We start from the raw sequence: 26721 nt of genomic DNA, 5'->3' as shown, positions 1-26721 counted from the left end.
CAAAGTGCACATTTTAGAAGCTATTCTTCCTATAGGCCTTAAACCAGCGTTCAGGTATTTCACCCTGTGTTGCAAGCACATAATCGGAATGCATGCATGGTAATAACGTATGCTTTTTTAATTTATTATTAACATTTGGTAAAAAAGGAATTTCAATCCACCAACGACCCGTTTTTAAACTTTTATAAAAAATCAACTCGTCTTCTTCTACCAGTACATTATACTTTTGATAATATCTTTCATTATTAAATTGATCGTCGTTAACCCTACAGTTAACACCTTCAATAAAATACCATATCATTTGAGCAACCAACATTGAAGTTGCATTATCATTTTTAGAACCTTGATACTCATAAATGCCAAAAGATGATACTTTATTACTTATACCTGCATACCTACTTATAGCACATATCTCTTTTCCTGAAAAACCATTTGGTGAATACTTTTGATTATCACTTACTTCTGAAGCCCTAACCGATTTTAAATCTACAGATACTATATGTGCATCTCGTAGTAATGGCTCTACTTTATTAATATCTCCTGAAATTTCACCCAAACGGTAGGCCTCAAAGTACAACTTTTCTATGAGATCTATTTCTTCTTGAGCGTTAAAATAAGTCTGATACCCAATCGTTGCATAATTAAATAAGTTATACGGTTCTTCTACAATAACTTTACCAACGTAACTATTATTTTTAATTGGAAGACTAGCATCACCTAAATCGAAATTAGTATCTATACTCGCAATGTTTACCATTGGTAACAAATCATCGTAAGCACGATAGTTGGCATAAGTTAAATCTTGACTGCCACCTAAAACAATTGGAATAATGTTTTTTTCATATAAAACCGCAATAGCAGTTCTTATAGCAAAATAAGTATCTTCTACTGATTCACCGGGTTCTATATCGCCAAGATCTGCAATTGTTGTATGCCAATTACCAGGAAATAATGTATAAAGTGCTTTCCTTATAGTGTCAAAATTAATTTGAGCTCCTATATAATTAACATCATTACGGTTTTCTTTTACACCAATAATAGCCATTTGCACGCCATCTAAATCTGGAATTCCATTTTGGCGTGAGTGAATTTTAATTTTTTTTCCTAGTGATTGTTGCGCTGTTAGTTCATTGTGAGCTAAAACCGCATCTGATACAGGCGTGAGAAAATTAAAATTCATAGGTTATTACTTCTTTTTAGTCGTTGTTTTCTTTTTTGCTGTAGTTTTCTTTGAGACTTTCTTTTTTGTAGCCTTCTTTTTAGGTGCATTCTTTTCTAGAATATCTAGAGCTTTCTTCAATGTCATTTTGCTTACATCTACCGTTTTAGCTAATTCTACTTTTTGCTTACCTTTTATAATATTATGTCTTCCCCAACGTGCTTTTTCAACTCTTACACCTTCATCTTCCCAGTTATGGATGACTTTATCAATTTCTTTCTGAATCTTTTCTTCTATAAGTGTTACAATATCTTCTTCAGATAAATTATCCCAATCGTACTTTTTATTTACGTTGATAAACATATTGTTCCATTTAATAAATGGCCCAAAACGCCCCTTTCCTTTAGTAACTTCTAAATCTTTATACATATATATAGGAGCATCTGCTAATTCTTTCTCCTTAATATATATCATTGCCTCATCCATATCTACACTTAAGGGGTCAACACCCTTAGGAAGTGAAACAAACTTTTTACCAAAACGCACATAAGGACCAAAACGACCATTATTTACTTCTACCTCCTCTTCTTTATAGTGACCTAAAGCTTTTGGAAGTTTAAACAAATCCATAGCCTCCTCATAAGTAATGGAATTTAGATGTTGATCTGGAGATAAACTTGCAAACTTTGGTTTTTCTTCATCATCCATTACACCAAGTTGTACCATTGGTCCAAACTTACCTAAACGCACACTTACTTGACGACCTGTTTTAGGATCTGTTCCTAAAATACGTTCTCCAGATTCACGCTCAGCATTTTCTTGAACATCTTCTACATGCGGATGAAATCCTTTGTAGAAATCTTTCATCATTTCTCGCCAATCTTCTTTGCCTTCTGCAATATCATCAAACTTATCTTCTACTTTAGCTGTAAAATTATAATCTAAGATCGTTTCAAAATGATTTACTAAAAAATCAGTAACAATGATGCCAATATCTGTTGGAACCAATTTTCCTTTATTAGAGCCCGTTTTTTCAGAAAGTGTATTGTTTTTAATCTTTTGATCTTCAAAAACTAACTGTTTATATTCTCTTTCATCACCCTCATGTGTTCCTTTTTCAATATAATTTCTATTCTGAATTGTAGAAATTGTAGGCGCATAAGTAGATGGTCTACCAATACCTAGTTCCTCTAATTGCTTTACTAATGATGCCTCTGTAAACCTAGCTGGAGGTCTTGTAAAACGTTCAGTAGCGGTAATATATTTATTTTGAAGTGACTCACCTACTTTTAAATCTGGCAAAATTCCATCTTGTTCTGCATCCTCATCATCTGTGCCTTCTAGATAAACTTTTAAAAAACCTTCAAAAGTGATGATTTCACCATTTGCCGTAAATTGCTCATTAATTTTGTTTTCAGAATTTATCTGAATTTTAAGATTTGTACGCTCTAACTTAGCATCACTCATTTGAGATGCAATAGCACGTTTCCAAATTAAATCGTATAATCTTGCTTGATCACGTTCTACGTTTACCGTATGGTTAGAGAAATCAGTAGGTCTTATAGCTTCATGAGCTTCTTGTGCACCCTTAGATTTTCCTTTGTAATTTTTAGGGTTACTAAATTCTGAACCATAAGCCGAAATAATTTCGTTCTCAGCACCTTTTTTTGCCTCATCAGATAAATTAACACTATCTGTTCTCATATAAGTTATAAGACCAGCCTCATACAAACGTTGTGCATTAGACATAGTTCTACTAACTGAATAACCTAATTTACGTGACGCTTCTTGCTGAAGTGTTGATGTTGTAAATGGTGCTGCTGGAGATTTCTTTGCTGGTTTCTTTTGTAAATCTGAAACCTGATATGTCGCTCCTATATTATTATTAAGAAATTCTATGGCTTCTTTTTCTGAATTAAAATTCTTTGGCAATTTTGCTTTAAACGAGTTACCATTTTCATTAGTAAACTCTGCATCTACTCTATAGGATGCTTTTGCTTTAAAAGCTTGTACATCTCGCTCACGCTCTACAATTAAACGTACTGAAACAGATTGCACTCGTCCCGCAGACAAGCCTCCTTTTACTTTACGCCATAAAACAGGAGATAATTCATAACCTACAATACGATCTAAAACACGTCTGGCTTGTTGGGCATCTACTAAATTATAATCGATACCCCTAGGATTCTCAATAGCCTTATTTATAGCTGTTTTTGTAATCTCATGAAAAACAATACGCTTTGTTTTTTCTTTATCTAATTTTAAAGTCTCAGCTAAATGCCAAGCAATAGCTTCTCCTTCACGGTCCTCATCACTAGCTAGCCATACAATCTCTGCTTTCTTTGCTAAATCTTTTAACTTTTTTACCACATCTTTTTTATCCTTGGAGACTTGATATTTTGGCATAAAATCACCCTCTACATCAACACCCAACTCTTTAGATGGTAAATCTGCAATGTGCCCAAAACTGGACTCAACTTTATAATCTTTTCCTAAAAATTTTTCAATAGTTTTCGCCTTTGCAGGTGACTCAACAATAACTAAATTCTTCGACATTCTTAAAATTTTTCGTTTACAAATGTATGTGAAAATAAATTTACAAACCTAATTTGGTCGTAATTAGCATACATTTTAACGTAATTTACCTATATTAAAAAACGTAATACACTTATATTTTACGCGCCTTTCACGTTTTACAAAAATTTATAATTAATAGTAATAAGATACAGACTCAGCAAATCCTTCAAAATTTAATAGTACTTCATCCACGCCTTCAATCTTTAAGTTTGTTAAATCAAAAGTTTGTTGTTTCGTAAAATATGCTAAGCAAACGTCATCATTAACAAGGGCTAATTTTAAATACCGTTGTGGCGGCATTGACTCTGCTATATTACCCGAATCTACTAATGTTATTACCCAATTATCACTATCACAACCACTATCTGAAACAGTGAGTATTATACAATCATCATTTATTTGTATCGCTTCAATTAAATGAGACTCTGCTTCTAAATAAACAGAATTATCTATTTGTATTTCTTCTCCACATGTGTCTGTAATTATCTCATTTTCTTCATTACATTGCATATTAAGGAGTAAAACACAACCTAGTAAATAATTTAAATATTTAAACAGCTTCATTGCACACCTTATTATATAGATAAAATATTAATGTAAATGGTGTCTTGCTAAAATCTTGCAGTCTCGGCAATCTGTAGTGATTCATTTTCTTCATTAAAACCAATAACCTCTTTATAAATAAAGTAAGGAGGTAAATAAGTAAATGACGATGTTACATAAATACCTACAAAACACATTAAAAAACCAACTATACCTGCTAGAAATCCTGAAACCAAAAGTAAACCAAATGAAATAAACCATTTCTTGTTTCCTAAATCAAATGCCATTTTAATAATATCTGAATTTGACATATCCGGATTAAACGCATAAATTGTTACTATATAAGATAATGGCACCATTACGTATATAATTGGAAACACACAAAGTAACAAAGCCGCTACCATAATACCACCAAAAGCTAAACCTAACATAATTGTTTTACCTAAATAGGGCTTTTTAAAGAAATAGAAATAATCCTCACTCCCCATTTGCTCTAAGTCTTTTAATTTACAAATTCTGTAAAATGCCGCTTTAAGACCTAAACCTATAACACTTGTTGCAACAATCATAACAATGTAAAAAACGCCACTCATAACTCCAAACATTGCTCCTATCTCTGGTTGCGACGACGTATATGGATCATAACTTGAAGAATATGCATCCATAAAGCCAGAAAAAAACAAAGGAATGTAAATTAACATGGTCAATGGCGTCATCATTACCATATTAAGAAGTAACACCACTAAGCCTTGAACCCAAACTTTTTTAAATAAATCTATGGACTGATTAAATATAGTACCAAAGTCTAATGCTTTTGCATCTTCAATACGACGTTTCATTTCAATAGTTTTCATTATCTTTTGTTTTGGTTAGCACTTCAAAAGAACTCTATTTTTTACAATTAATCAAGAAAAAAACTATTCAAATAAAATTCATTTAATCAATCTTTAATTTTTAAAAGCATTCAGAATTGTAAATATTAACGATTTTATAACTGCCACTTTGTCATAATCTCTAAAATAATATTATCTTTGCATGCTTATTGCTTTTTGAAGTATTCACAACAACCGATGGAAAAGACTATAGACGAAACCAAACAAGGAGAATCCTTAATTTTAGATAAAAAGGAAGGTAACAAACGCAAATTATTCATTGAGAGTTATGGCTGTGCTATGAATTTTAGTGATAGTGAAATTGTAGCTTCAATACTCTCTGAACAAGGTTTTAATACCACACAAACCTTAGAAGAGGCTGATCTTGTTTTAGTAAACACTTGCTCAATTAGAGATAAAGCAGAACAAACGGTTAGAAAAAGATTACAACAATATAATGCCGTAAAACGCACTAACCCAAAAATGAAAGTTGGTGTATTAGGCTGTATGGCAGAACGCTTAAAAACCAAATTTTTAGAAGAGGAAAAGATTGTAGACCTTGTTGTTGGGCCAGATGCTTATAAAGATTTACCCAATTTACTTGCCGAGGTAGATGAAGGACGGGATGCTATTAACGTTATCTTATCTAAAGAAGAAACTTATGGTGATATTTCACCTGTAAGAATAAATACAAATGGTGTAACGGCCTTTGTATCCATAACACGTGGTTGCGACAATATGTGCACCTTCTGTGTTGTACCTTTTACAAGAGGACGAGAACGCAGTAGAGACCCACAGAGTATTATTGAAGAAGTAAATGACCTATGGTCTAAAGGCTTTAAAGAAATTACGCTACTTGGCCAAAATGTAGATAGCTATTTATGGTATGGAGGAGGCTTAAAAAAAGATTTTGTTAACGCTTCAGATTTACAAAAAGCTACTGCGGTTAATTTTGCTAAATTGTTAGAATTGTGCGCCAAAGCACAACCTAAAATGCGTATACGTTTTTCGACATCTAATCCACAAGATTTCACTTTAGATGTCATTGAAACCATGGCTAAATACGACAATATTTGTAAACACATTCATTTACCAGTACAAAGCGGAAGTGACCGAATTTTAAAAGAAATGAATCGTTTACATACGCGCCAAGAATATTTTGAATTAGTAGACAACATTAAACGCATTATCCCAGAATGTTCCATTAGTGTTGATTTAATTGCTGGTTTCCCAACAGAAACAGAAGAAGATCACCAAGACACCTTAAGCTTAATGGAGTACGTGCAGTATAATTTTGGTTATATGTTTACCTATTCTGAAAGACCAGGAACTTTAGCAGGACGAAAAATGGAAGATGATGTACCAGAAGCTGTTAAAAAACGTCGTTTAAGTGAAATTATTAGCTTAGAACGAAAATATAGTGAAATTAAAACACGCCAACATCTTAATAAAACAGTAGAGGTTTTAATTGAAAAAGCATCTAAAAAATCAGACAAACAATGGTCTGGTAGAACTTCAGATAATACCGTAGCTGTTTTCCCTAAGGAACATTACAAAATTGGTGATTTGGTAAATGTTCTAATCACAGATTGTACAAGCGCAACACTTATTGGTGAGGCTGTTGGTTATTCTAAAAACAATTAATTATTTATGGAATCTATTCAAGCCATAAAGCAACGTTTCGGAATTATAGGAAATGATCCTAAACTAAATCGCGCCATAGAAAAAGCGATTCAAGTTGCGCCTACTGATATTTCTGTATTAGTAACAGGAGAAAGTGGTGTTGGTAAGGAGAGTATTCCTAAAATAATTCATCAATTATCACATAGAAAACATGGTAAATATATTGCTGTAAACTGTGGAGCAATACCAGAAGGCACAATTGATAGTGAGTTATTCGGGCATGAAAAAGGTGCGTTTACAGGTGCAACCTCTACACGTTCTGGATATTTTGAAGTGGCAGATGGTGGCACCATATTTTTAGATGAAGTTGGAGAATTACCATTAACAACACAAGTTCGTTTGTTACGTGTTTTAGAAAACGGAGAATTTATAAAAGTAGGTTCTAGCAAGGTTCAAAAAACAAATGTGAGGATTGTTGCAGCTACAAACGTTAATATGTTTGAAGCCATAAAAAAAGAAAAATTTAGAGAAGATTTATATTATAGACTAAGCACTATAGAAATTAACCTTCCTGCACTTAGAGAACGCAAAGACGATATTCATCTATTATTTAGAAAATTTGCGAGTGATTTTGCTCTAAAATACAAAATGCCAACGGTTAAATTAACTGATGATGCAGTTGGTTTATTGTTAAAATATCGTTGGAATGGTAACATAAGGCAACTCCGTAATGTTGCAGAGCAAGTCTCTGTTTTAGAGCAAAACAGAACCATTAATAGTGTAACACTTCAAAATTATTTACCTAATACAGGCAATAACTTACCTGCTATAGTTAATAATACTAAATCGGAGAGTGATTTTAGTAGTGAGCGCGAAATTTTATACAAGGTTTTATTTGACATGAAGAGTGATCTAAATGACTTAAAAAAACTAACAATGGAACTGATGAAAACCGGAAGCGCTTCTGATGTTAAAAAAGATAATGAGCATTTAATTCAGAAAATTTACGGCGAAGATAAAGACCAAGAATTTGAACCTTCAGTAGAAGATTTAAGCGTGTTATCTATTCCGGCACATAACGAAGAACCTAAAGAAATCATTACAGATGTTGATGATAAATATCATTTTGCTGAAGAAATTGAAGAAGAGGAAACATTATCTTTACACGATAAAGAGTTAGAATTGATTAAAAAATCTTTAGAGCGTCATAGCGGAAAACGTAAATTGGCAGCCGCAGAACTTGGTATTAGCGAACGTACATTATACCGAAAAATAAAGCAGTTTGATCTTTAGCATATCATTAAGAAACATAATTAACTAATTTTCGTTATTAAACAAAACATATAATTTAATTGAATGAGTAACTTTAAACACATCCTTGTTTTAGTAATATGCCTTGCAAGCTTTGGCTGTAAAGTCAATTATTCATTTACAGGCATAACAGATACACCAGAAACGTTTCAGGTTAATTTCTTTAGAAATACTGCAGATATTGTAGAACCAGGATTAGATCAGTTGTTTACAATTACACTTCAAGATGTAATAACAAATCAAACCAGTTCAAACCTAGTTAATTCTGGTGGCGAAGTTATATACGAGGGCGAAATTACTGAATATAGAATTGCACCAATGACAGCAACCTCAGAAAATACAGCCGCGCAAAATAGACTAACCATAAGCGTTCAAGTAAGATATATTAATACCAAAGACGAAGAAAAAGATTTTGATAAACGCTTTTCATTCTATTATGATTATGGCGCAAGCGAACAACTAACTGGTACAATAAAAGATACCGCCTTCGATGAAATATTAGAACGATTAACACAAGACATTGTTAACGCATCATTAGCAGATTGGTAAACTATGCAGCTTCATAATTTAACACCTTTATTACAAAAACCCGAAGCTATTACAGCATCTCAAATAGATATGCTTTCATCTGCCATTAAGGAGTATCCATATTTTCAACCCTTAAGAGCCTTATACCTTAAAGGACTTAAGCAAGCAGACAGTTATAAATATAATAACGCTTTAAAAACAACTGCTGCGTACACCACAGATCGTAGTGTTTTATTTGAATATATCACTTCTAAAGCATTTAATCAGAATAAAATATCTGAACAAATAAAACAAAATACAACGTCTATAAAAAATTTAGAAGTTAACGAAATAGACGATATTTCTATTAATAAAAGTGTAACCATAGATGACGCATTAAAAGAACACATTAAAGCCACTGAAGGTGTTTTGGACCCAGATTTATTTGAAGCTAAACCAGAACAACCTAAAATACCTCAAATTGAAGATTCTATAATTGCTGTAGATTTCAATAATATTACTATTGAAGAGCAACTTAATATAGGAAAACCTTTAGAGTTTGATAAATCTGAAAATCATTCATTTACAGAATGGTTAAAAATCACAAGTTTTAAACCAATTATTAGAGATAAATCAGATACTAATCAACCAATAGAACCTTTAGAAGACACAGAATTAAAACAAGAGAATTTAGAAGCAGAACGCACAAGTTCGTTACAAAGTAAATTAGCACTAATAGACAAATTTATTTCTGATAATCCTAAAATAAAACCAGTAAAAGATAGAGCTCCTAAACCTAAGTTAGTTAACAATGAAGACACCAATTCAGACAGTTTAATGACTGAAACTTTAGCAAGGATTTATTTAGAACAAAAAAACTATGATAAAGCAATTCAATCTTACAAAATTTTAAGTTTGAAATATCCAGAAAAAAGTAGTTTCTTTGCACACCAAATAAAATTGGTAAAAGAATTAAAAGATAATAATACAATATAAAATGAGTGCATTTACAATATTTTTAGTCCTAATCGTAATCGTTGCCTTTTTACTTGTCGTAGTAATTATGGTACAAAACCCAAAAGGAGGAGGATTATCTTCTTCATTTGGAGGTGGAGGAACTCAACAAATGGGTGGTGTTAAAAAAACAGGAGACTTTTTAGATAAAAGTACATGGTTTTTAGCCATAGCATTAATAGTTTTAATTTTAGCATCTAACCTAACTATTAATTCTGGTGGATCAACAGAATCTAAAGCTTATGATGCGGATGAAGCTACAGAAATGCCTGTTACAACTCCTGCAGCAACGCCAGAACCAACAACAGACGCTGGTTCTACCGCAGAATAATATAATTTTATAACCATAAAAAAAGCCAACTTTTTAAGTTGGCTTTTTTTATGGTTAACGATTAAATAGCATGGTCTGAAACTTTGTCAGTCAACTTCAATTGGCATAATTTTCGAACTACGCCTCAGCGTAAATTAATAATTAAATAATTTAAAAAACATACAACAAATGGGCTTAAACATTAAACCATTAGCAGACAGAGTTCTTATAGAACCTAAGCAAGCTGAAACTAAAACAGCATCAGGAATTATTATTCCAGATAACGCAAAAGAGAAACCACAAGAAGGTACTGTTGTGGCCATCGGTAACGGAACAAAAGATGAACCTCTTACTGTAAAAGTTGGTGATACTGTTCTTTATGGAAAATATGGAGGAACTGAACTTAAATTAGAAGGAAAAGATTATTTAATGATGCGTGAAAGTGACATCTTGGCGATAATCTAATCCCAATTCTAAATTATGTTATTTCGCACTTGATGCGTAATCCAAAATATAAACTTAAATAAATTAGATTCCTGCCTTTGCAGGAATGATAAAAACTAAAAAACATGGCAAAAGATATAAAATTTGATATTGAAGCACGCGACGGATTAAAGCGTGGTGTAGATGCTTTAGCAAATGCAGTAAAAGTAACATTAGGACCAAAAGGTCGTAACGTAATTATTGGAAAATCATTTGGTGCACCTTCTGTAACTAAGGATGGTGTTTCTGTTGCAAAAGAAATTGAATTAGAAGATGAGTTAGAAAACATGGGAGCTCAAATGGTAAAAGAAGTTGCTTCTAAAACTAATGATTTAGCTGGTGATGGTACAACAACTGCAACCGTGTTAGCTCAGGCTATCGTTAAAGAAGGTCTTAAAAACGTTGCTGCTGGCGCAAACCCAATGGATTTAAAACGTGGTATTGATAAAGCTGTTGAAGCACTTGTAAAAGATTTAGATAAACAATCTAAAAAAGTAGGAAGCGATTCTGATAAGATTAAGCAAGTTGCTGCAATTTCTGCTAACAACGACGATACTATTGGCGAATTAATAGCTAAAGCATTTGGTAAAGTTGGTAAAGAAGGTGTTATTACTGTTGAAGAAGCAAAAGGTATGGAGACCTACGTTGATGTTGTAGAAGGTATGCAGTTTGACAGAGGATATTTATCACCTTATTTTGTTACAGATTCTGATAAAATGATTGCTGATTTAGAAAATCCATACATTTTATTATTTGATAAGAAAATCTCTAACTTACAAGAAATTCTTCCAATATTAGAGCCGGTTGCTCAATCTGGTCGTCCTTTATTAATCATCGCAGAAGATGTAGAAGGGCAAGCCTTAGCAACTTTAGTAGTTAACAAATTACGTGGAGGGTTAAAAATTGCTGCAGTAAAAGCACCAGGTTTTGGAGACAGACGTAAAGCAATGTTAGAAGATATCGCTATCCTTACAGGTGGTGTTGTAATTTCTGAAGAAAGAGGTTTCTCTTTAGAAAATGCTGACTTAACCATGTTAGGTACTGCAGAAACTGTAACCATTGACAAAGACAATACAACAATTGTAAATGGTGAAGGCAAAGCAGAAGATATAAAAGCTAGAGTTAACCAAATTAAAGCTCAGATAGAAACAACAACTTCTGATTATGATAAAGAAAAACTTCAAGAACGCTTGGCTAAATTAGCTGGTGGTGTTGCTGTACTTTATGTTGGTGCTGCGTCAGAAGTAGAAATGAAAGAAAAGAAAGATCGTGTTGATGATGCTTTACATGCTACACGTGCAGCTGTAGAAGAAGGTATTGTTGCTGGTGGTGGTGTTGCTTTAGTAAGAGCTAAAAAGACTTTAGAAAAAATCACTACAGATAATTTAGACGAAACAACTGGTGTACAAATTGTAAACAAAGCTATTGAAGCACCTTTAAGAACTATTGTAGAAAATGCTGGTGGTGAAGGTTCTGTTGTTATCAATAAAGTATTAGAAGGTAAAAAAGATTTTGGTTACGATGCTAAAACTGAAACGTACGTAGATATGCTTAAAGTTGGAATTATTGACCCTAAAAAAGTAACACGTATTGCTTTAGAGAACGCTGCGTCAGTAGCTGGTATGATTTTAACTACAGAATGTGCATTAGTTGATATTAAAGAAGATGCACCTGCTATGCCGCCAATGGGTGGAGGCGGAATGCCAGGCATGATGTAGATGGCGAATCGCCATAGATAAATTATTGACCTTGGTCAGTTATAAATTTTAAAAGCCTTTGATGAAAATCAAAGGCTTTTGCTTTCAATAAATTTTCTTAGCTTTAAACATCTAATTGCAAATGTTTATGGCAAAAACCACAAAAGAAACTTGGAAATACACTTTAAGAGAAATCGTAATAGTTATCATTGGTATCACTATTGCTTTTAGCATGAACAAGTGTGCTGAAAATGTAAAAGACAGTAAGCTTAAGAAGCAGTATCTCATTAATCTAAAACGAGATGTAGAAGCTGACAAAATTCAGTTAAAAAAAAACATTGAAGCCATAGATAAAAAGTTGGCGATTTGCTCAGAAATTATTCCTGTTTTAAATTCAGAGAAAAACCAAGATATGGGGTTAATGAATAATATTTTCGCCATTGTTAAATACGAAAACTTTAGTCCCAAAAACATCACCTACAAGACATTAATAAACTCTGGCGACTTAAAACTAATAGAGGATTTTGAGTTAAAAACAGCAATACAACAGCATTATTCAAATTACGAAGAAATGTCTGATGACTATGTAAGACACACCAGTTTAATTAAGGATTATTTAGGCAATTACCTTGTAAACCATGCCAATTACGATTTAATATATGAAGGAAAAGCACCTTTCTTAAATGAAATTAAATTGAAAAACATAGTTAGAGCGCTGTTAACCACTTTTGATGAAAAGAAGAAGGCGACGCAACATGGTATTGAAAGCTGCGATGTGTTAATTGCTGAGATTGATGTGGCTCTAGATTAATAGTTATCAAGTTAATTTAATCTAACCACTACCAGAGATTCTTCACTTCGCACTGAATGACAAAAAAAGCCTGAATTGACATTCAGACTCTTTAAATAAAAAATGTTATTCCTTTATTTCTTTATTTTAATGCTTTTCTGCTTTAGGCTTATGATCATCCTTAACATCTTCATCTCTATATCTGCAACAAGGATGAACCGTATTGTATTGTTCTTCTGTGGCTTTCACTTCTTTTGTATCATGGCCAACAGATGCTACTTTTTTAGAAATTGTTTTTAAATCTGTTTTACGTTCATCAAAAATGAGTTTTAACTCGTGGGTATCTATACTCCAAACCGCAGATTTTACACCTTTGGTTCTAATGGCAGCTTTTTCAATTCGTTCTTTACACATACCACAAACACCATCTACTTCTATAGTTGCTTTTGCATTTTTATTCTGTGCAAAAGTTAATGTTGTTACCAACAAAGTCATTATTACAATTATTTTTTTCATTTTTTCTAATTTTTGTTATTCCTGCGTAAACAAGAATCTAATTATTTATTTTTTTATTTTGGATTACTGCCTTTGCAGAAATCCCAGTTACTTTATTCTAAACCTTAAACCAGCATAATACATACTTCCATATATTGGTCCATACACAAAATTACTATCAAAGTTTGAACCAAACGGGTTATCTGCACTAACAACAGGATTATCTTGTCTTACATTAGTAATGTTCTCACCTCCTAAATATACTTCAAATTTAGGAGAAAACACTTTTGTTAATTGCAAATTTAAGGTCGCAACCGTTGGTGTTTCGTCGTCTAATTGATATTCCGCAGCACTTAGTTCTGTACTAGGAAAACGCTGCTGACTTACCCAATTGTAGGTTGCATCAAATTTCCATTGCGAACCTTTATCACTCAAATTAGTTTCATAAGATGCATTGGCAAACAAACGATGTTTTGGTATTAATGGTTTTTCAAGCATACCAGAATTATAATCTGTTTTAATATCATAATACTTGTATGCTGTTCTTAAATCAAAGCCTTCAAAAGCATTATAATTAAATTCAAATTGAAAACTATTAGCATAGCTATCACCCTCTAAATTATAAAAATTTACTTCATATGGGTTTTCCCAATCTACTACAACTTGATTCTGAAAATCGGTTCGGTAAAAATCGAAAGTTACATCGGCTTTTCTATTAAACAGATTAAAACCTTGCAAGTAACTCACGCCATAATTCCATGCAATTTCTGGATTTAAACCATATACTTTTCCGCCAGAATTTAAAATATTTATTTGTCTAGAGCTAGAAAACATATTTTGATTTTCTGCAAAAATATTAGCACTACGCTTTCCTCTTCCTATTGAAAATCTTAAAGCAGATTTCTCCCAAGGTGTATAACGCAAATGGAAACGAGGCGTTACAAAAAAGCCTAATCTATTATGTTGGTCTACTCGCAAACCAGCTGTTATGGTTAACTTATCTAAATTATCGTATGCATACTCAAAAAAGGCACCAACAGAGTTTTCTGTACGCTCGTAATTTTGAGTATTTACTAACTCATCGTAATGATCGTACGTAAAACTTAATCCGGTTTTTACTTTGTGACGAGAATCTGATATAATGGTGTTATACACCAAATTAGAATAGAAACTATTGTGCTGAATGTCATACACATTTAATCCAAAATAAGAATCTTGTTTATGATGACTAAAAGCCGTTTGCAAGCCTATACTTTGATATGGAATTTCTGGGTTTACGTATCCAAATTTGGTTGAAACTTCAAAACGTTCTGTATCTATTTCACTGCCCCAAAAATTTGTTGTACCTCTGTCTATATCTGGTTTAAACTCTACTTGACCACCTTGCTTTTCGTCATTTAAATATCTAAGATTAATAAAACTTACCAAACCTTTTTCTAAGTTGGTATATTGCCAGCGATTCATAAGGTTAATCTGATTGTAAAGTGGCATATCTAAAAATCCATCGTCATTAACATCATGTTTTTCTTGATGCGTATTGCCATGTACATACAAACCTGTACTCCACTTATTTGATACTTTGGTATTAAAATGTGTATTCAATTCTAGGCGTTCATTAGATGCGCCGTAAAGGTTTACGAATAATTTATTGTCTGTAGAAGGCTTAACAAGCTCTGCATTAATTTGGCCAGCAATACTTTCAAAACCATTAACAACACTACCTGTACCTTTAGTAATTTGAATACTTTCTACCCAAGTACCAGGTATAAAACTGAGCCCATACGCTTGAGAAGCTCCTCTTATTGTTGGTATATTCTCTGTAGCAATTAAAATGTAAGGCGAATTTAATCCTAGCATCTTAATCTGTTTGGTACCAGAAACAGCATCTGTAAAATTAACGTCAATAGACGGATTAGTCTCAAAACTTTCTGCCAAATTACAACAAGCTGCTTTTAGCAACTCTGCACTAGTTACCGTAAACGTATTGGCCGCTTGCATATAAGATTTTCTGGTGGCTTGGTTCCGAGATTTTATCTCTACAGCATCTAACTCATCACTCGTTTGCATTACATGTTTAATGTATGTATTCTCATTTACAGTTATAGTATCTGTTTTAAAACCAACATAACTTATAACTAATTGATTGTAAGAGAATTTATAAGGCAATAGAAATGTGCCATCGTCTTGAGAAATTGTACCAATAGATGACCCTGACCAATACACATTAGCGCCTGGTAATGGCATACTTTGTCCTGTACTAGACTCTAAAACTATGCCCTTTAATTGTTCTTGCGCAGTTGCAATGAGCGACAAAAACATAAAATTTAGTATTATATATTTTTTCATTTACTTGAATTATAGGTATAACTAATTGCACAAATTCTTGTGCATCCTTTTTCTAAGGGTTATAATCTATAATCAAATAAGGAAAGTCTCATCTAAAACATGTATGTCTTTAATGAGTTTGGGAGGTGAATACTCCTTATGAGGAATAATAGCTTTTGGTATATCTTCAAAAAGACTTAAATAAGAAAAACTAAAAGCAAATAAAATATGCTGCTGCGTAATATCTAAGTCTTCAAATGAATTTATTGTAATTACAGATAAACCATCTATAACGTCAACTTCATTTTTGCAACAACTTTTTTTAACTATGCTAACTTCTGAAGCTTTAGCATCACCACCACAACAAGTATCTGCTTCAGTAAAAATAGAAACATCTACTAAAGTATCTCCACAAAAATGCTTTTCTATGCTTAATGATAACGAAGAAATTAATATCAAAAACGATAGGGCAAACGCGAATACTTTATGTGTGTTTGAATATTTCACCATGCAAAGTTACAAAATTCTTAAAAAGTTGATTTATGTATTATTAAACTATTAACGATTTAATTTATAATAATAGAAGGCTGGTAATAATAATATTAACCCGATAGGCTGTATTAAAAATCGTCTAACATTAAAAAACAAATAGTAGTCTTCTTGTTTAGGGTTAATTACAAAATATAAAAAAGGTAGTAATAACAACACATACCCAATAGTATAAATAACTACTGAAAACTTCACTATACTTTTATCTTTAAATATGGCATATAATACACCCAATGATACTAGTGTATTTAAGACAAATCTTAATGTAGTGTATAAAACCAGTTTAGCAACCTCTCTTCTTGGACTGTCTATGTACAAATAATCGTTCTCAAAAAATGTTAAATACGGATCGTAAAACAAAACGTTTTCAAAAGCCCTAATTAACACCAAGCATAGCAAAAGAATCCCAACTATTATATAAGTTACAATTTTATGCATCTCTCTTTTTAATTTTAGAAAAACGATTCACCCAAATCATCCAAAGTAAAAATACGGTTCCATAAATTAACATAGGAAAAATAACATTATGCAAAATATCTTTTCGCCATGGATAATTATAAAGGCCTACGGATAAAATTACAATTCTAATTAAATTAAAGGCGTAAATGATAATACTACCTGCAAGTCCGTATAAAATTGTGGTTTTTAGTTTACCAGCAAAAGCAACAATAAATGACAGAAACAGTATAATAATACTAATGGCATTACAACCTTCGATAACTCGAGCAACATACTTTCCGTTAATAATAATTTTCATGGAAGGCTCATTAAGGTGTGGTAAAACACTTGCCTCATAACCTACACTATTTATCAAGACTTCTGTTTGTTGTGCAACCAAATGTGTAAAATAATCTGGATAAAATTTAGAACCATCCGATAAACTTAAAAACAAATTATAACCTATAGTTAAAACACCGTAAACTGCCAAAAAGGTGATAATAAACCAAATTACGGACTTGTATTTTATTAAAAGTGATTTCAATTAAACAATTTTATTTGTTTGATGTTAAATTTATAAAAAACAGTTATTTAAAATAGCGGATTTTAAATACTTTTACCGAAAGTTTTTTACACCTATGAATTTACAAAATTTAAATTCCGAAATTACACAAATAGTAACACAAGCTAACCTTAGTGTTGACGATAGGTTATTAAAAATATGCAAACTCTTAGATGCTAACGTAGACTATTACAATTGGGTTGGATTTTACTTTAAAAATGGTGATAAAAACGAATTAAAACTTGGCCCTTATGTTGGTGAACCAACAGACCACACCATTATTCCGTTTGGAAAAGGTATTTGCGGACAAGTTGCCGTTAGTAACGAAAATTTTGTGGTACCAGATGTTACCGCACAAGATAATTATATTGCGTGTAGTATTACGGTTAAAGCTGAAATTGTAATTCCAATTTTTGTAAATGGTGAAAACATTGGTCAAATAGATATTGACTCTAATACACCAGACCCATTTACAGAAGACGACGAACGTTTTTTAGAATTTGTTTGTAAAGAAGTTGCTAAGATGTTAGTGTAAAACGTAAACGAGTTTATTAGCATTCTGAAACTCAATTTATATTAGAAAACCCGAAATTCTGCAACTCACAAACTTTAAGGTACCGTAGTTTCTAGGGCAGTTTTAACTTCCTCACTTACATTCCTGTTCTTATTGCTTCAACAGGGTCTAAACGAGATGCTCTTAATGCTGGAATAACACCTGAAATTAATCCAATTATAGAGGAAATAAAGAAACCTAATAACATATTTTGTGGTGATAGTACAAACTCAAAATCTTCGGCAAGATTACTTCCTATAAGAGTACCAATCCAAACTAAAAACAGACCTACAACACCACCAACGATAGCAAGTATTACGGCTTCAAATAAAAATTGAAACAAGATAAATTTGTTCTTAGCACCAAGTGATTTCTGAATACCAATGAGGTTTGTTCGTTCTTTTACACTTACAAACATAATATTAGCAATACCAAAGCCACCAACTAACAAAGAGAAGCCACTAATTACCCAACCTATTAAATTTAACACACCTAACATTTCATCAATAGCATTTTGTAGTCCGGCAATGATATTTACAAAAAACGTATCAATCTCATCTGCTTTTAAACCACGTTTATTTCTAAGAATTTGAATTATTTCTGCCTTTAAGCCCTCAATATCAGCACCTGCTTCTGGTTTAATTATTACAATATGCATATTATTAGGGTTGTTGTCACCAAACTTATTTCTTACAAAATTGGCAGGTAGAAAAATAGATACATCATTACTTGGACCTAATAAACCAGACCCTTGTTTTTTTACTACACCTATTACCGTAAATTTTTGGCCATACAAACGCACTTTTTTACCAATAGGTTCTAACTCACCAAATAAAGATTTAGCAATTTCTGTTCCTATAACCACAACAGCTTTTCCTGAATTAGATTCAGATTCGTTATAGAATCTCCCCTTTTCAAATTCTAAAACTTGTATATCTGTAAACTCATTAGAAACCACAACAGTATTTACACCACTTACCAATTCAGACTCGTACCTTATATTTTCAGGTTTTACACCTAACTGAAAAGCCACATGCTTTGCTTCAGACAGGGATGATTTTAAACTTTTATATTCATTATAAGTAATAGGATCAAAACTTTCGCGCTGCCATCTTGGTACATCAGATGGCCCAAAAGACACATTAACTACATACATAGTATTACTATCTAAAGAACTTAATTGAGAGGTTATAGTTTTGTCTAAAGAATCTACTGCTGCCAAAACCGCAATTATAGAAAAGATACCAACAGTTACACCTAAAAGTGACAAAAATGTTCTGAGTTTATTGTTTCTAAGCGCATTAATTGCAAACGAAAAACTCTCTTTTAATAAACGTAAATAAACGAGCATGAAGTGTTGTTTTTATGGCGTTTTAATCTTTGACATCTACCTTTTTTATCAATTCTAAAAATAGACAAAATTTCAACATTTTAAAGATAGGACGTTTTCAACAATCTATTGTTACAAAAAACTTAAAGAAACTCAATTTAGCACTAATCATTTCATTTTGAATATCCGTATTTTTGCATCATTGAAAAACACAACACACTATTATGAGCAATAAAACAATTTCATCTGCACTAATTTCGGTATTTAGTAAAGATGGATTAGCACCAATCGTTAAAAAATTAAACGACTTAAACGTTACCATTTATTCTACAGGAGGTACAGAAAAATTTATTAAAGATTTAGGTATTGACGTTGTACCAGTAGAAGACGTAACATCTTACCCATCAATTCTTGGTGGTCGTGTAAAAACATTACACCCAAAAGTTTTTGGAGGCATTTTAAATCGTCAAAATCACGACGGTGATGTTGCTGAATTAAAAGAATTTGATATTCCACAAATCGATGTCGTAATTGTAGATTTATATCCTTTTGAAAAAACAGTTGCTTCTGGTGCAAGCAATCAAGATATAATTGAAAAAATTGATATTGGAGGCATCTCTTTAATTAGAGCTGCAGCTAAAAATTACGCAGATGTTACATGTGTATCTTCTGTAGATGATTATGCAGAATTTTTAGAATTATTAGAGTCTAAAAACGGAGAAACTTCAGAAGACGATAGAAAACAATATGCTGCAAAAGCATTTAACGTATCATCTCATTACGATTCTGCTATTTTTAATTATTTCAACAAAAACAATGACATAGCGTCTTTAAAACTTTCAGAAAATAAAGGTAAAGTTTTACGTTACGGTGAAAACCCGCATCAAAAAGGTTTCTTTTATGGTGATTTTGATGAAATATTCACAAAACTTCATGGTAAAGAATTAAGCTACAATAACCTTTTAGATGTTGATGCTGCCGTAAATTTAATGTTAGAATTTAAAAATGACGCACCAACCTTTGCGATTTTAAAACATAATAACGCTTGTGGTTTAGCACAACGCGAAACTTTACACCAAGCTTATGTAGATGCTTTAGCTGGCGACCCAGTTTCTGCCTTTGGTGGTGTTTTAATTAGTAATTCTGAAATTGACAAAGCAACTGCAGAAGAAATACATAAGTTATTTTGCGAAGTGGTTATTGCACCTTCGTTTTCACCTGAAGCGTTAGAAATTTTAAAAGGAAAGAAAAATAGAATTCTTCTAATTTTAAAGGATATTGAAATGCCAAAAACAAATGTAAGAAGTTGTTTAAATGGTGTTTTAGTTCAAGATAGAAATAACGTTACTGATACGCTAGAAGGTTTAAAACATGTAACAAACAAAACAGCAACTACAGAAGAGTTAGACGATTTAATATTTGCATCAAAAATAAGCAAACACACCAAGTCTAATACAATTGTACTTGTAAAAGATAAACAATTGTGTGCTAGTGGAACTGGGCAAACTAGTAGAGTTGATGCCCTTAACCAAGCCATACACAAAGCAAAATCTTTTAAATTTGATTTAAACGGTTCTGTGATGGCAAGTGATGCTTTTTTCCCTTTTCCAGACTGTGTAGAAATTGCTAACAAAGCTGGTATTACAGCTGTAATTCAACCAGGTGGTTCTATAAAAGACCAATTAAGCATAGATTATTGTAATGATAATGATGTAGCTATGGTAATGACAGGAACACGTCATTTTAAGCACTAAAAATCTCAATTTAGAACCCAAAATTAAGACATAAAACATCTTAATTTTGGGTTCTTTTTTGTTCTTAAAAGACGCTACCAATTTATGGTTTACAAAAAGAGTGAGAAAAAACAAAAAAAGTTAAGCATTAAACATCTATAATCACATAAATAGCGTATATTTTACTACTTTTACAGATAGTCTTAAATAAGAAGACGAGAATAACCCAAAATAATTAAGAATAGCACATGGGATTTTTTGATTTCCTAACGGAAGAAATAGCCATAGATTTAGGAACCGCAAATACACTGATAATTCACAATGACAAAGTTGTTGTTGATAATCCATCTATAGTAGCAAGAGACCGCATTAGCGGAAAAATCATAGCTGTTGGTAAAGAAGCCAACATGATGCAAGGAAAAACGCACGAAAACATTAAAACAATTAGACCGCTAAAAGATGGAGTAATTGCAGATTTTGATGCGTCTGAGCAAATGATTAGTATGTTTATAAAAAACATACCTGCATTGAAGAAAAAATTCTTTAATCCGGCGTTGCGTATGGTGGTTTGTATTCCTTCTGGAATTACAGAAGTAGAAATGCGAGCTGTAAAAGAATCTTGTGAACGTGTTAACGGAAAAGAAGTATACTTAATACATGAGCCAATGGCTGCTGCAATTGGTATTGGTGTGGATATTATGCAACCAAAAGGAAATATGATTGTAGATATTGGTGGTGGAACTACCGAAATCGCAGTTATTGCTCTTGGTGGTATTGTTTGTGACAAATCTGTAAAAGTTGCAGGTGATGTTTTTACAAACGATATTATTTATTACATGAGAACCCAACATAACCTGTATGTTGGTGACAGAACAGCTGAAAAAATTAAAATACAAATAGGTGCTGCTACAGAAGATTTAGAATTACCTCCTGAAGATATGAGTGTTCAAGGTCGTGATTTACTTACAGGGAAACCGAAGCAAGTACAAATTTCGTTCCGTGAAATTGCAAAAGCTTTAGATAAATCTATTTTACGTATTGAAGATTCTGTTATGGAAACGTTATCACAAACACCTCCAGAACTTGCAGCAGATATTTACAATACTGGTATTTATTTAGCAGGAGGTGGATCTATGCTTAGAGGTTTAGATAAGCGACTTTCTCAAAAAACAGATTTACCCGTTTATATTGCAGAAGATCCATTAAGAGCAGTTGTTAGAGGTACAGGTATTGTACTTAAAAACCTATCTAAATACAAAAGTGTATTGATTAAATAAGACATAAATAATGCAACAAATTTTCAATTTTGTTATAAGAAACAAAACCTTTCTGTTGTTTTTATTGCTGTTTAGTATTGCCTTAGCATTAACAATTCAATCGCATTCTTACCATAGGAGTAAATTCATAAATTCAGCTAATTTTTTAACTGGAGGTGTTTATGGCACCATGAATTCCGTAGACCAATATTTTAATTTAAAAAAAGAAAACAATATCCTCGCAGAAGAAAACAAAGTGCTTAGAGAATTATTGTTTAACAAAAATTCTGAATCAGATTCCACATTTATTGATAGTACCTTTTCAAAAGATCATTATAAAGTTACAGTTGCTGATGTTTACAAAAACAGTTATTCTGCCACCAACAATATATTAACTATAAACAAAGGGCGCAATGATGGTATAAAAGAAGATTTTGGTGTTATAACTTCTAATGGTATTGTTGGTATAATTGATAACACTTCTAATAATTACGCTACAGTAATTTCAATTTTAAACACAAAAAGCAGTATAAACGCAAAGTTAAAATCTTCTCGCCATATTGGTTCTTTAACATGGAATACTGAATCTCCAAATATTGTGCAATTAGAAGACGTCTCACAATATGCACCAGTAAAAGTAGGTGACACTATTGAAACTGGTGGTGAATCTTCAATTTTCCCTAAAGGCATTGGTATTGGTACCATTTCTGATTTTGAAAGTGATATAAGTGGTGATACATATACCATACAAGTTAAGTTATTTAATGATATGACTAATCTTGGAACTGTTTACATTATAGAGAATCTAAACCGAAGTGAAATTCTTAATCTAGAAAACAATAGCAATGAATAACATAATAGGTATAAATACTATACGTTTTTTCATACTGCTATTAGTGCAAGTAATGATTTGCAATCACATAGACCTATTTGGTTATGTTAACCCTTACATCTATATTATATTTATTTTTCTTTTTCCTATAAAAGACCAACGACTCATTTTGTTACTAACAAGTTTCATTTTAGGCATGTTAGTCGATATATTTTCAGACTCTGGAGGTGTACATGCAGCCTCTGCTGTTACTTTAGCTTATGCTAGACCAATTATTCTTAAAAGTTCATTTGGTATGTTATATGAACATCAAAGTATAAAATTTAGTGCTACAGATATAGGAAGCCTTATCAGTTATATTAGTATTGGCACTTTTATTCATCATAGTATGTTATTTTCTCTAGAAATTTTTAACATTTCCAATATACTTTTAATTCTTAAAAAGACGTTATTTTCTAGTATTTTTACAATAATCCTAAGCGTATTAATGATAATTTTATTTAGTCGAAATAAGAAATGAGAAAAATATTACTCCTAACAACTGTTATTTTTGTTGGTCTTATTTTTATTGCGCGTCTATTTTACCTCCAAGTTTACAACAGTGATGCTTATGATATTTTTGAAGACACTGCGATAAAAAAAGAATACAACTATCCTAAAAGAGGTTATGTTTACGACAGAAACGGACAACTTCTAGTTGCTAACCAACCATCATATGATGTAATGGTAATACCTAGAGAAGTTTCGCCTTTGGACTCATTAGAACTTGAAGAATTTTGCGCATTACTAAAAATCACGAAAGAAGATTATGAGAAAAAATTAAATAAAGCCAAAAATTACTCCTACCGTTTGCCTTCGCCTTTTGTCCCTCAATTGTCTAAAAAAGATTATGCTGTACTTCAAGAAAAAATGCGAAAATTTGAAGGGTTTTATATTCAGAAACGTTCGCTTCGTTCTTATCAAACTGATATTGGTGCCAATGTTCTTGGTGATTTAGGAGAAGTAAACCGAAGAACTATAAAACGCAAACCTTATTATAAACTCGGCGATTTAATAGGGAAACAAGGCATAGAACTCTCTTATGAAGATGTGCTGCGTGGCGTAAAGGGAATTAAATTTATCCAAAAAGATAGGCACAATAAGAATATTGGACCATATAAAGATGGTGTATTTGACACCTTACCAAAACCAGGAAAAGATATTACAATTACTATTGATTCTGAGTTACAAGCTTATGGTGAACAGTTAATGAAACACAAACGTGGAGGTATTGTTGCCATTGACCCAAAAAGTGGTGAAATATTAGCAATGGTAACTGGTCCTAGCTACAACCCTAATTTATTAGTAGGTAGAGAGCGAAATAAAAATTTTAATAAACTCTTTAGAGACACTATTAATATGCCAACTTTTGATAGAGGTCTCCAAGCCCAATATGCACCTGGTTCTCCGTTTAAAGTAATTAATGCCTTAATTGGTTTACAAGAGGAAGTGGTAGAAATTGACGAAAAATTTACGTGTAGAATGGGTTATTATTACGGTAGCAGAAAACTAACTGGTTGTCATCATCATAGAAGTCCTGTAGATTTGAATACTGGTATTGCTCAATCTTGTAATGCTTATTTTGTAAACGTCTATCGTCGTATTGTAGACAAATACGACGATGCCGGAATAGGTACTAATGTTTGGGCAGAACACGCAAAAAGCTTCGGATTGGGTAATTATCTTAATAATGATTTACCCGTTGGAAGAAAAGGACGTATTCCTGATGGCGATTATTACGATAGACAATATGGCGATAATCGTTGGGGTTCTACCTATACAGTTTCTAATGCCATTGGACAAGGAGAAGTAGAAGCCACACCTATTCAATTAGCCAATATGGCAGCTGCTATTGGGAATCGTGGCTATTATTACACACCTCATATCATAAAACACATTGAAGGCGATTCTATTCCAGATAAATTTAAAAAACGTAAATATACCTCAATAGACAAAAAACATTTTGAACCAGTAATACAAGGTATGTTTGATGTATATAATAAAGGAACAGCACAAACGCTTCGTGTACCAGGTATAGAAATTTGCGGAAAAACAGGTACAGCTGAAAATTTTGTAAAAATTGATGGCGTAAAAACACAACTTACCGATCACTCTATATTTGTTGCTTTTGCTCCTAAAGAGAATCCTACAATAGCAATTGCTGTATTTGTTGAAAATGGATATTGGGGAAGTCGATTTGCAGGGCGAATGGCTAGTTTAATGATTGAAAAATATATTAAAGGTCACATTACAAGAACTGATTTAGAAGATTGGATTTTAACACATAGCCTTGAAAACGAATATAAAAAACCATATTCTGGAGAACCTTTTAAGATTAATGGACAAACAACTTTACAGGTTATTGATAAAAACCCTATTATGATTGAAACTAAAGAACAAAACCTAATAAATTAATGCTTAGAGAAAATCATAGAAGTTTTAAATTCGATTGGATAACAATAGTATTATTTCTACTTCTTGTTGTATTTGGATATCTTAATATCTTATCTGCATCTCACATAGGTGAGATTACTAGCTATTTTGATTCTTCTCAACTGTATGGAAAACATCTCATTTTTGTTGGCCTAACCTTTGTTCTTATAATACTTATTGTTTCGGTAGAAGCCAAATTTTATGAACGCTTTGCGAGTGTAATATATATCGTTGCCATGATTGCTTTAATTGGTTTATTTCTCTTTGGTAAAGATGTCAATGGTGCCCGATCTTGGTACGGCATTGGTAGTATGACTATACAACCCAGTGAGTTTGCTAAGTTTGCAACAGCTTTAGCGGTTGCAAAATTTATTAGTGATATAGAAACTAATATGAAAACGGTAAAAGACCAATTAAAGGTAGCGGCTATAATTCTTATACCTGCCATATTAATTCTACTACAAAATGATGCTGGTAGTACCATTGTTTACCTAGCTTTTTTCTTTGTATTTTATAGAGAAGGTTTACAACAAGTATATTTAATTATAGCCTTATCCTTAATTATATTAGCCGTTCTTGGATTAAAATTTGGTGTACTAATATCTGCAATTGTAACCCTTTTAACACTTGCGTGTGTCTATTTATTTAGAAGAAAAAATAAAGATTCAATATTTAATTATATAATAGCATTAATCGTCTGTATTGGTTTTTCTTATGGTGTTAAATTATTTTATACGCATGGATTAAAAATTCACCAACAAAACAGAATAAGTCTTTGGTTGCGTTTAGAAAAGGATCCTGCTAAATTAGAACGCATGAAAAAAGCTGAAGCCTACAATTTAATTCAGTCTGAAGAAGCTATAAGTTCTGGAGGCTTAACAGGTAAAGGTTTTTTACAAGGTACGAGAACTACAGGTAAATTTGTCCCAGAACAACATACTGATTATATATTTAGTACTGTAGGTGAAGAATGGGGATTTTTAGGCACAAGTCTCGTGGTTTTAACATTTGTGCTTTTAATCATTAGGATTCTCTACTTAGCTGAAGCTCAAAAATCACAATTTAGTCGTGTGTACGGTTATGGCGTAGCTTCAATTTTATTTATTCATTTTACTATAAATATAGGAATGGTAATGGGGTTAATACCAACAGTTGGTATACCTCTACCCTTCTTTAGCTATGGTGGCTCCGGACTTTGGGGTTTTACTATTCTGCTGTTCATTTTTGTGAAGCTCGATAGTAATAAAATAAATGAGTGGTAATCTATTAGAACACTTAGCTTTTAGATAT

General features: G+C 32.2%; 25 protein-coding genes. 15 read left to right on the top strand and 10 right to left on the bottom strand.

From position 1 onward, the window contains the following. Positions 1–13 precede the first annotated feature (13 nt). From GN138_RS06075 to GN138_RS06060, 4 genes are all read right to left on the bottom strand, one after another. A complete protein-coding gene (locus tag GN138_RS06075) occupies positions 14–1180 on the bottom strand; it encodes a formimidoylglutamase (RefSeq protein WP_157362903.1) in 1167 nt (388 codons plus the stop codon). A 6-nt stretch (positions 1181–1186) separates the two neighbouring features. Then, positions 1187–3715: a type I DNA topoisomerase gene (topA, locus tag GN138_RS06070; RefSeq protein WP_157362902.1), complete on the bottom strand. Its 2529-nt coding sequence runs from the start codon at positions 3713–3715 to the stop codon at positions 1187–1189. 153 nt (positions 3716–3868) lie between these two features. Then, on the bottom strand, positions 3869–4300 hold the full coding sequence (locus tag GN138_RS06065) for a hypothetical protein (protein WP_157362901.1): 432 nt from the start codon (positions 4298–4300) through the stop codon (positions 3869–3871). 47 nt (positions 4301–4347) lie between these two features. Further along, complete coding sequence (locus GN138_RS06060; protein WP_157362900.1) at positions 4348–5133, bottom strand: hypothetical protein; 786 nt, start codon at positions 5131–5133, stop codon at positions 4348–4350. 216 nt (positions 5134–5349) lie between these two features. Here GN138_RS06060 and miaB point away from each other — a divergent pair, with 216 nt between their 5' ends. The 8 genes from miaB (at position 5350) to GN138_RS06020 (ending at position 12907) form a co-directional block, all read left to right on the top strand. Beyond that, the gene (gene miaB, locus GN138_RS06055) at positions 5350–6795 is read left to right on the top strand and encodes a tRNA (N6-isopentenyl adenosine(37)-C2)-methylthiotransferase MiaB (RefSeq protein WP_157362899.1); all 1446 of its coding nucleotides are present in this window, start codon (positions 5350–5352) and stop codon (positions 6793–6795) included. A 6-nt stretch (positions 6796–6801) separates the two neighbouring features. Further along, positions 6802–8067, top strand: a complete 1266-nt coding sequence (locus tag GN138_RS06050; protein ID WP_157362898.1) for a sigma-54 interaction domain-containing protein — start codon at positions 6802–6804, stop codon at positions 8065–8067. Positions 8068–8130: 63 nt separating this feature from the next. Beyond that, positions 8131–8634 (top strand): LptE family protein, encoded by a 504-nt coding sequence (locus GN138_RS06045; protein WP_157362897.1) that lies wholly within the window; start codon positions 8131–8133, stop codon positions 8632–8634. Between the two features lie 3 nt (positions 8635–8637). Continuing rightward, positions 8638–9588: a hypothetical protein gene (locus tag GN138_RS06040; RefSeq protein WP_157362896.1), complete on the top strand. Its 951-nt coding sequence runs from the start codon at positions 8638–8640 to the stop codon at positions 9586–9588. A gap of 1 nt (position 9589) precedes the next feature. After that, entirely contained in the window at positions 9590–9937 is a 348-nt protein-coding gene (gene secG, locus GN138_RS06035) for a preprotein translocase subunit SecG (protein ID WP_157362895.1), read from the top strand. A gap of 168 nt (positions 9938–10105) precedes the next feature. Next, positions 10106–10381 carry a co-chaperone GroES gene (locus tag GN138_RS06030; protein ID WP_157362894.1) on the top strand — a complete coding sequence of 92 codons (276 nt, stop codon included), beginning with the start codon at positions 10106–10108 and terminating at the stop codon, positions 10379–10381. A 104-nt stretch (positions 10382–10485) separates the two neighbouring features. Beyond that, entirely contained in the window at positions 10486–12117 is a 1632-nt protein-coding gene (gene groL, locus GN138_RS06025) for a chaperonin GroEL (RefSeq protein WP_157362893.1), read from the top strand. A gap of 127 nt (positions 12118–12244) precedes the next feature. Next, positions 12245–12907, top strand: a complete 663-nt coding sequence (locus GN138_RS06020) for a DUF6090 family protein (protein ID WP_157362892.1) — start codon at positions 12245–12247, stop codon at positions 12905–12907. A gap of 126 nt (positions 12908–13033) precedes the next feature. Here the strand turns inward: GN138_RS06020 and GN138_RS06015 are convergent, their stop codons facing one another. The 5 genes from GN138_RS06015 to xrtF all read right to left on the bottom strand — a co-directional run bounded on the left by GN138_RS06015 (position 13034) and on the right by xrtF (position 17237). Beyond that, the gene (locus GN138_RS06015; RefSeq protein ID WP_157362891.1) at positions 13034–13402 is read right to left on the bottom strand and encodes a heavy-metal-associated domain-containing protein; all 369 of its coding nucleotides are present in this window, start codon (positions 13400–13402) and stop codon (positions 13034–13036) included. An 87-nt stretch (positions 13403–13489) separates the two neighbouring features. Further along, positions 13490–15727, bottom strand: coding sequence for a TonB-dependent receptor (locus GN138_RS06010; protein ID WP_157362890.1), 2238 nt, complete (start codon positions 15725–15727; stop codon positions 13490–13492). A 72-nt stretch (positions 15728–15799) separates the two neighbouring features. Then, entirely contained in the window at positions 15800–16216 is a 417-nt protein-coding gene (locus GN138_RS06005; protein ID WP_157362889.1) for an HYC_CC_PP family protein, read from the bottom strand. Between the two features lie 48 nt (positions 16217–16264). Next, positions 16265–16693: an exosortase F system-associated membrane protein gene (locus GN138_RS06000; protein WP_157362888.1), complete on the bottom strand. Its 429-nt coding sequence runs from the start codon at positions 16691–16693 to the stop codon at positions 16265–16267. Continuing rightward, positions 16686–17237 (bottom strand): exosortase family protein XrtF, encoded by a 552-nt coding sequence (gene xrtF, locus GN138_RS05995; RefSeq protein ID WP_157362887.1) that lies wholly within the window; start codon positions 17235–17237, stop codon positions 16686–16688. Before xrtF ends, GN138_RS06000 begins: the two co-directional genes overlap by 8 nt. Before the next feature lie 94 nt (positions 17238–17331). On the opposite strand from xrtF, the gene GN138_RS05990 reads away from it, so the two are divergent. Then, complete coding sequence (locus tag GN138_RS05990) at positions 17332–17790, top strand: GAF domain-containing protein (RefSeq protein ID WP_157362886.1); 459 nt, start codon at positions 17332–17334, stop codon at positions 17788–17790. 115 nt (positions 17791–17905) lie between these two features. On the opposite strand, the gene GN138_RS05985 is transcribed toward GN138_RS05990, so the two are convergent. Beyond that, positions 17906–19159: an ABC transporter permease gene (locus GN138_RS05985; RefSeq protein ID WP_157362885.1), complete on the bottom strand. Its 1254-nt coding sequence runs from the start codon at positions 19157–19159 to the stop codon at positions 17906–17908. A 203-nt stretch (positions 19160–19362) separates the two neighbouring features. Between GN138_RS05985 and purH the strand changes: the two genes are divergently transcribed. The 6 genes from purH to rodA all read left to right on the top strand — a co-directional run bounded on the left by purH (position 19363) and on the right by rodA (position 26693). Continuing rightward, the gene (gene purH / locus GN138_RS05980; protein WP_157362884.1) at positions 19363–20892 is read left to right on the top strand and encodes a bifunctional phosphoribosylaminoimidazolecarboxamide formyltransferase/IMP cyclohydrolase; all 1530 of its coding nucleotides are present in this window, start codon (positions 19363–19365) and stop codon (positions 20890–20892) included. Between the two features lie 227 nt (positions 20893–21119). Further along, positions 21120–22148, top strand: a complete 1029-nt coding sequence (locus tag GN138_RS05975; protein ID WP_157362883.1) for a rod shape-determining protein — start codon at positions 21120–21122, stop codon at positions 22146–22148. Positions 22149–22158: 10 nt separating this feature from the next. Next, positions 22159–22980: a rod shape-determining protein MreC gene (mreC, locus tag GN138_RS05970; protein ID WP_157362882.1), complete on the top strand. Its 822-nt coding sequence runs from the start codon at positions 22159–22161 to the stop codon at positions 22978–22980. Continuing rightward, on the top strand, positions 22973–23479 hold the full coding sequence (gene mreD, locus GN138_RS05965) for a rod shape-determining protein MreD (RefSeq protein ID WP_157362881.1): 507 nt from the start codon (positions 22973–22975) through the stop codon (positions 23477–23479). The genes mreC and mreD overlap by 8 nt, the downstream gene beginning before the upstream one ends. Then, entirely contained in the window at positions 23476–25413 is a 1938-nt protein-coding gene (gene mrdA / locus GN138_RS05960; RefSeq protein WP_157362880.1) for a penicillin-binding protein 2, read from the top strand. The genes mreD and mrdA overlap by 4 nt, the downstream gene beginning before the upstream one ends. Beyond that, positions 25413–26693, top strand: a complete 1281-nt coding sequence (gene rodA / locus GN138_RS05955) for a rod shape-determining protein RodA (protein ID WP_157362879.1) — start codon at positions 25413–25415, stop codon at positions 26691–26693. Before mrdA ends, rodA begins: the two co-directional genes overlap by 1 nt. The last annotated feature ends 28 nt before the right edge of the window (positions 26694–26721 follow it).

Origin of the sequence: Winogradskyella endarachnes (assembly GCF_009741275.1) — a bacterium.
Classification (GTDB): Bacteria; Bacteroidota; Bacteroidia; order Flavobacteriales; family Flavobacteriaceae; genus Winogradskyella; species Winogradskyella endarachnes.
Note: the sequence above shows the minus strand (reverse complement) of the source record. Positions and strands in the feature narration are given on the sequence as shown.

Excerpts from the sequence above, each read along its gene's own strand:
- GN138_RS06075 (WP_157362903.1), bottom strand. The coding sequence starts at position 1,180 with ATGAATTTTAATTTTCTCACGCCTGTATCAGATGCGGTTTTAGCTCAC.
- topA (WP_157362902.1), bottom strand. The coding sequence starts at position 3,715 with ATGTCGAAGAATTTAGTTATTGTTGAGTCACCTGCAAAGGCGAAAACT.
- GN138_RS06065 (WP_157362901.1), bottom strand. The coding sequence starts at position 4,300 with ATGAAGCTGTTTAAATATTTAAATTATTTACTAGGTTGTGTTTTACTC.
- GN138_RS06060 (WP_157362900.1), bottom strand. The coding sequence starts at position 5,133 with ATGAAAACTATTGAAATGAAACGTCGTATTGAAGATGCAAAAGCATTA.
- miaB (WP_157362899.1), top strand. The coding sequence starts at position 5,350 with ATGGAAAAGACTATAGACGAAACCAAACAAGGAGAATCCTTAATTTTA.
- GN138_RS06050 (WP_157362898.1), top strand. The coding sequence starts at position 6,802 with ATGGAATCTATTCAAGCCATAAAGCAACGTTTCGGAATTATAGGAAAT.
- GN138_RS06045 (WP_157362897.1), top strand. The coding sequence starts at position 8,131 with ATGAGTAACTTTAAACACATCCTTGTTTTAGTAATATGCCTTGCAAGC.
- GN138_RS06040 (WP_157362896.1), top strand. The coding sequence starts at position 8,638 with ATGCAGCTTCATAATTTAACACCTTTATTACAAAAACCCGAAGCTATT.
- secG (WP_157362895.1), top strand. The coding sequence starts at position 9,590 with ATGAGTGCATTTACAATATTTTTAGTCCTAATCGTAATCGTTGCCTTT.
- GN138_RS06030 (WP_157362894.1), top strand. The coding sequence starts at position 10,106 with ATGGGCTTAAACATTAAACCATTAGCAGACAGAGTTCTTATAGAACCT.
- groL (WP_157362893.1), top strand. The coding sequence starts at position 10,486 with ATGGCAAAAGATATAAAATTTGATATTGAAGCACGCGACGGATTAAAG.
- GN138_RS06020 (WP_157362892.1), top strand. The coding sequence starts at position 12,245 with ATGGCAAAAACCACAAAAGAAACTTGGAAATACACTTTAAGAGAAATC.
- GN138_RS06015 (WP_157362891.1), bottom strand. The coding sequence starts at position 13,402 with ATGAAAAAAATAATTGTAATAATGACTTTGTTGGTAACAACATTAACT.
- GN138_RS06010 (WP_157362890.1), bottom strand. The coding sequence starts at position 15,727 with ATGAAAAAATATATAATACTAAATTTTATGTTTTTGTCGCTCATTGCA.
- GN138_RS06005 (WP_157362889.1), bottom strand. The coding sequence starts at position 16,216 with ATGGTGAAATATTCAAACACACATAAAGTATTCGCGTTTGCCCTATCG.
- GN138_RS06000 (WP_157362888.1), bottom strand. The coding sequence starts at position 16,693 with ATGCATAAAATTGTAACTTATATAATAGTTGGGATTCTTTTGCTATGC.
- GN138_RS05990 (WP_157362886.1), top strand. The coding sequence starts at position 17,332 with ATGAATTTACAAAATTTAAATTCCGAAATTACACAAATAGTAACACAA.
- GN138_RS05985 (WP_157362885.1), bottom strand. The coding sequence starts at position 19,159 with ATGCTCGTTTATTTACGTTTATTAAAAGAGAGTTTTTCGTTTGCAATT.
- purH (WP_157362884.1), top strand. The coding sequence starts at position 19,363 with ATGAGCAATAAAACAATTTCATCTGCACTAATTTCGGTATTTAGTAAA.
- GN138_RS05975 (WP_157362883.1), top strand. The coding sequence starts at position 21,120 with ATGGGATTTTTTGATTTCCTAACGGAAGAAATAGCCATAGATTTAGGA.
- mreC (WP_157362882.1), top strand. The coding sequence starts at position 22,159 with ATGCAACAAATTTTCAATTTTGTTATAAGAAACAAAACCTTTCTGTTG.
- mreD (WP_157362881.1), top strand. The coding sequence starts at position 22,973 with ATGAATAACATAATAGGTATAAATACTATACGTTTTTTCATACTGCTA.
- mrdA (WP_157362880.1), top strand. The coding sequence starts at position 23,476 with ATGAGAAAAATATTACTCCTAACAACTGTTATTTTTGTTGGTCTTATT.
- rodA (WP_157362879.1), top strand. The coding sequence starts at position 25,413 with ATGCTTAGAGAAAATCATAGAAGTTTTAAATTCGATTGGATAACAATA.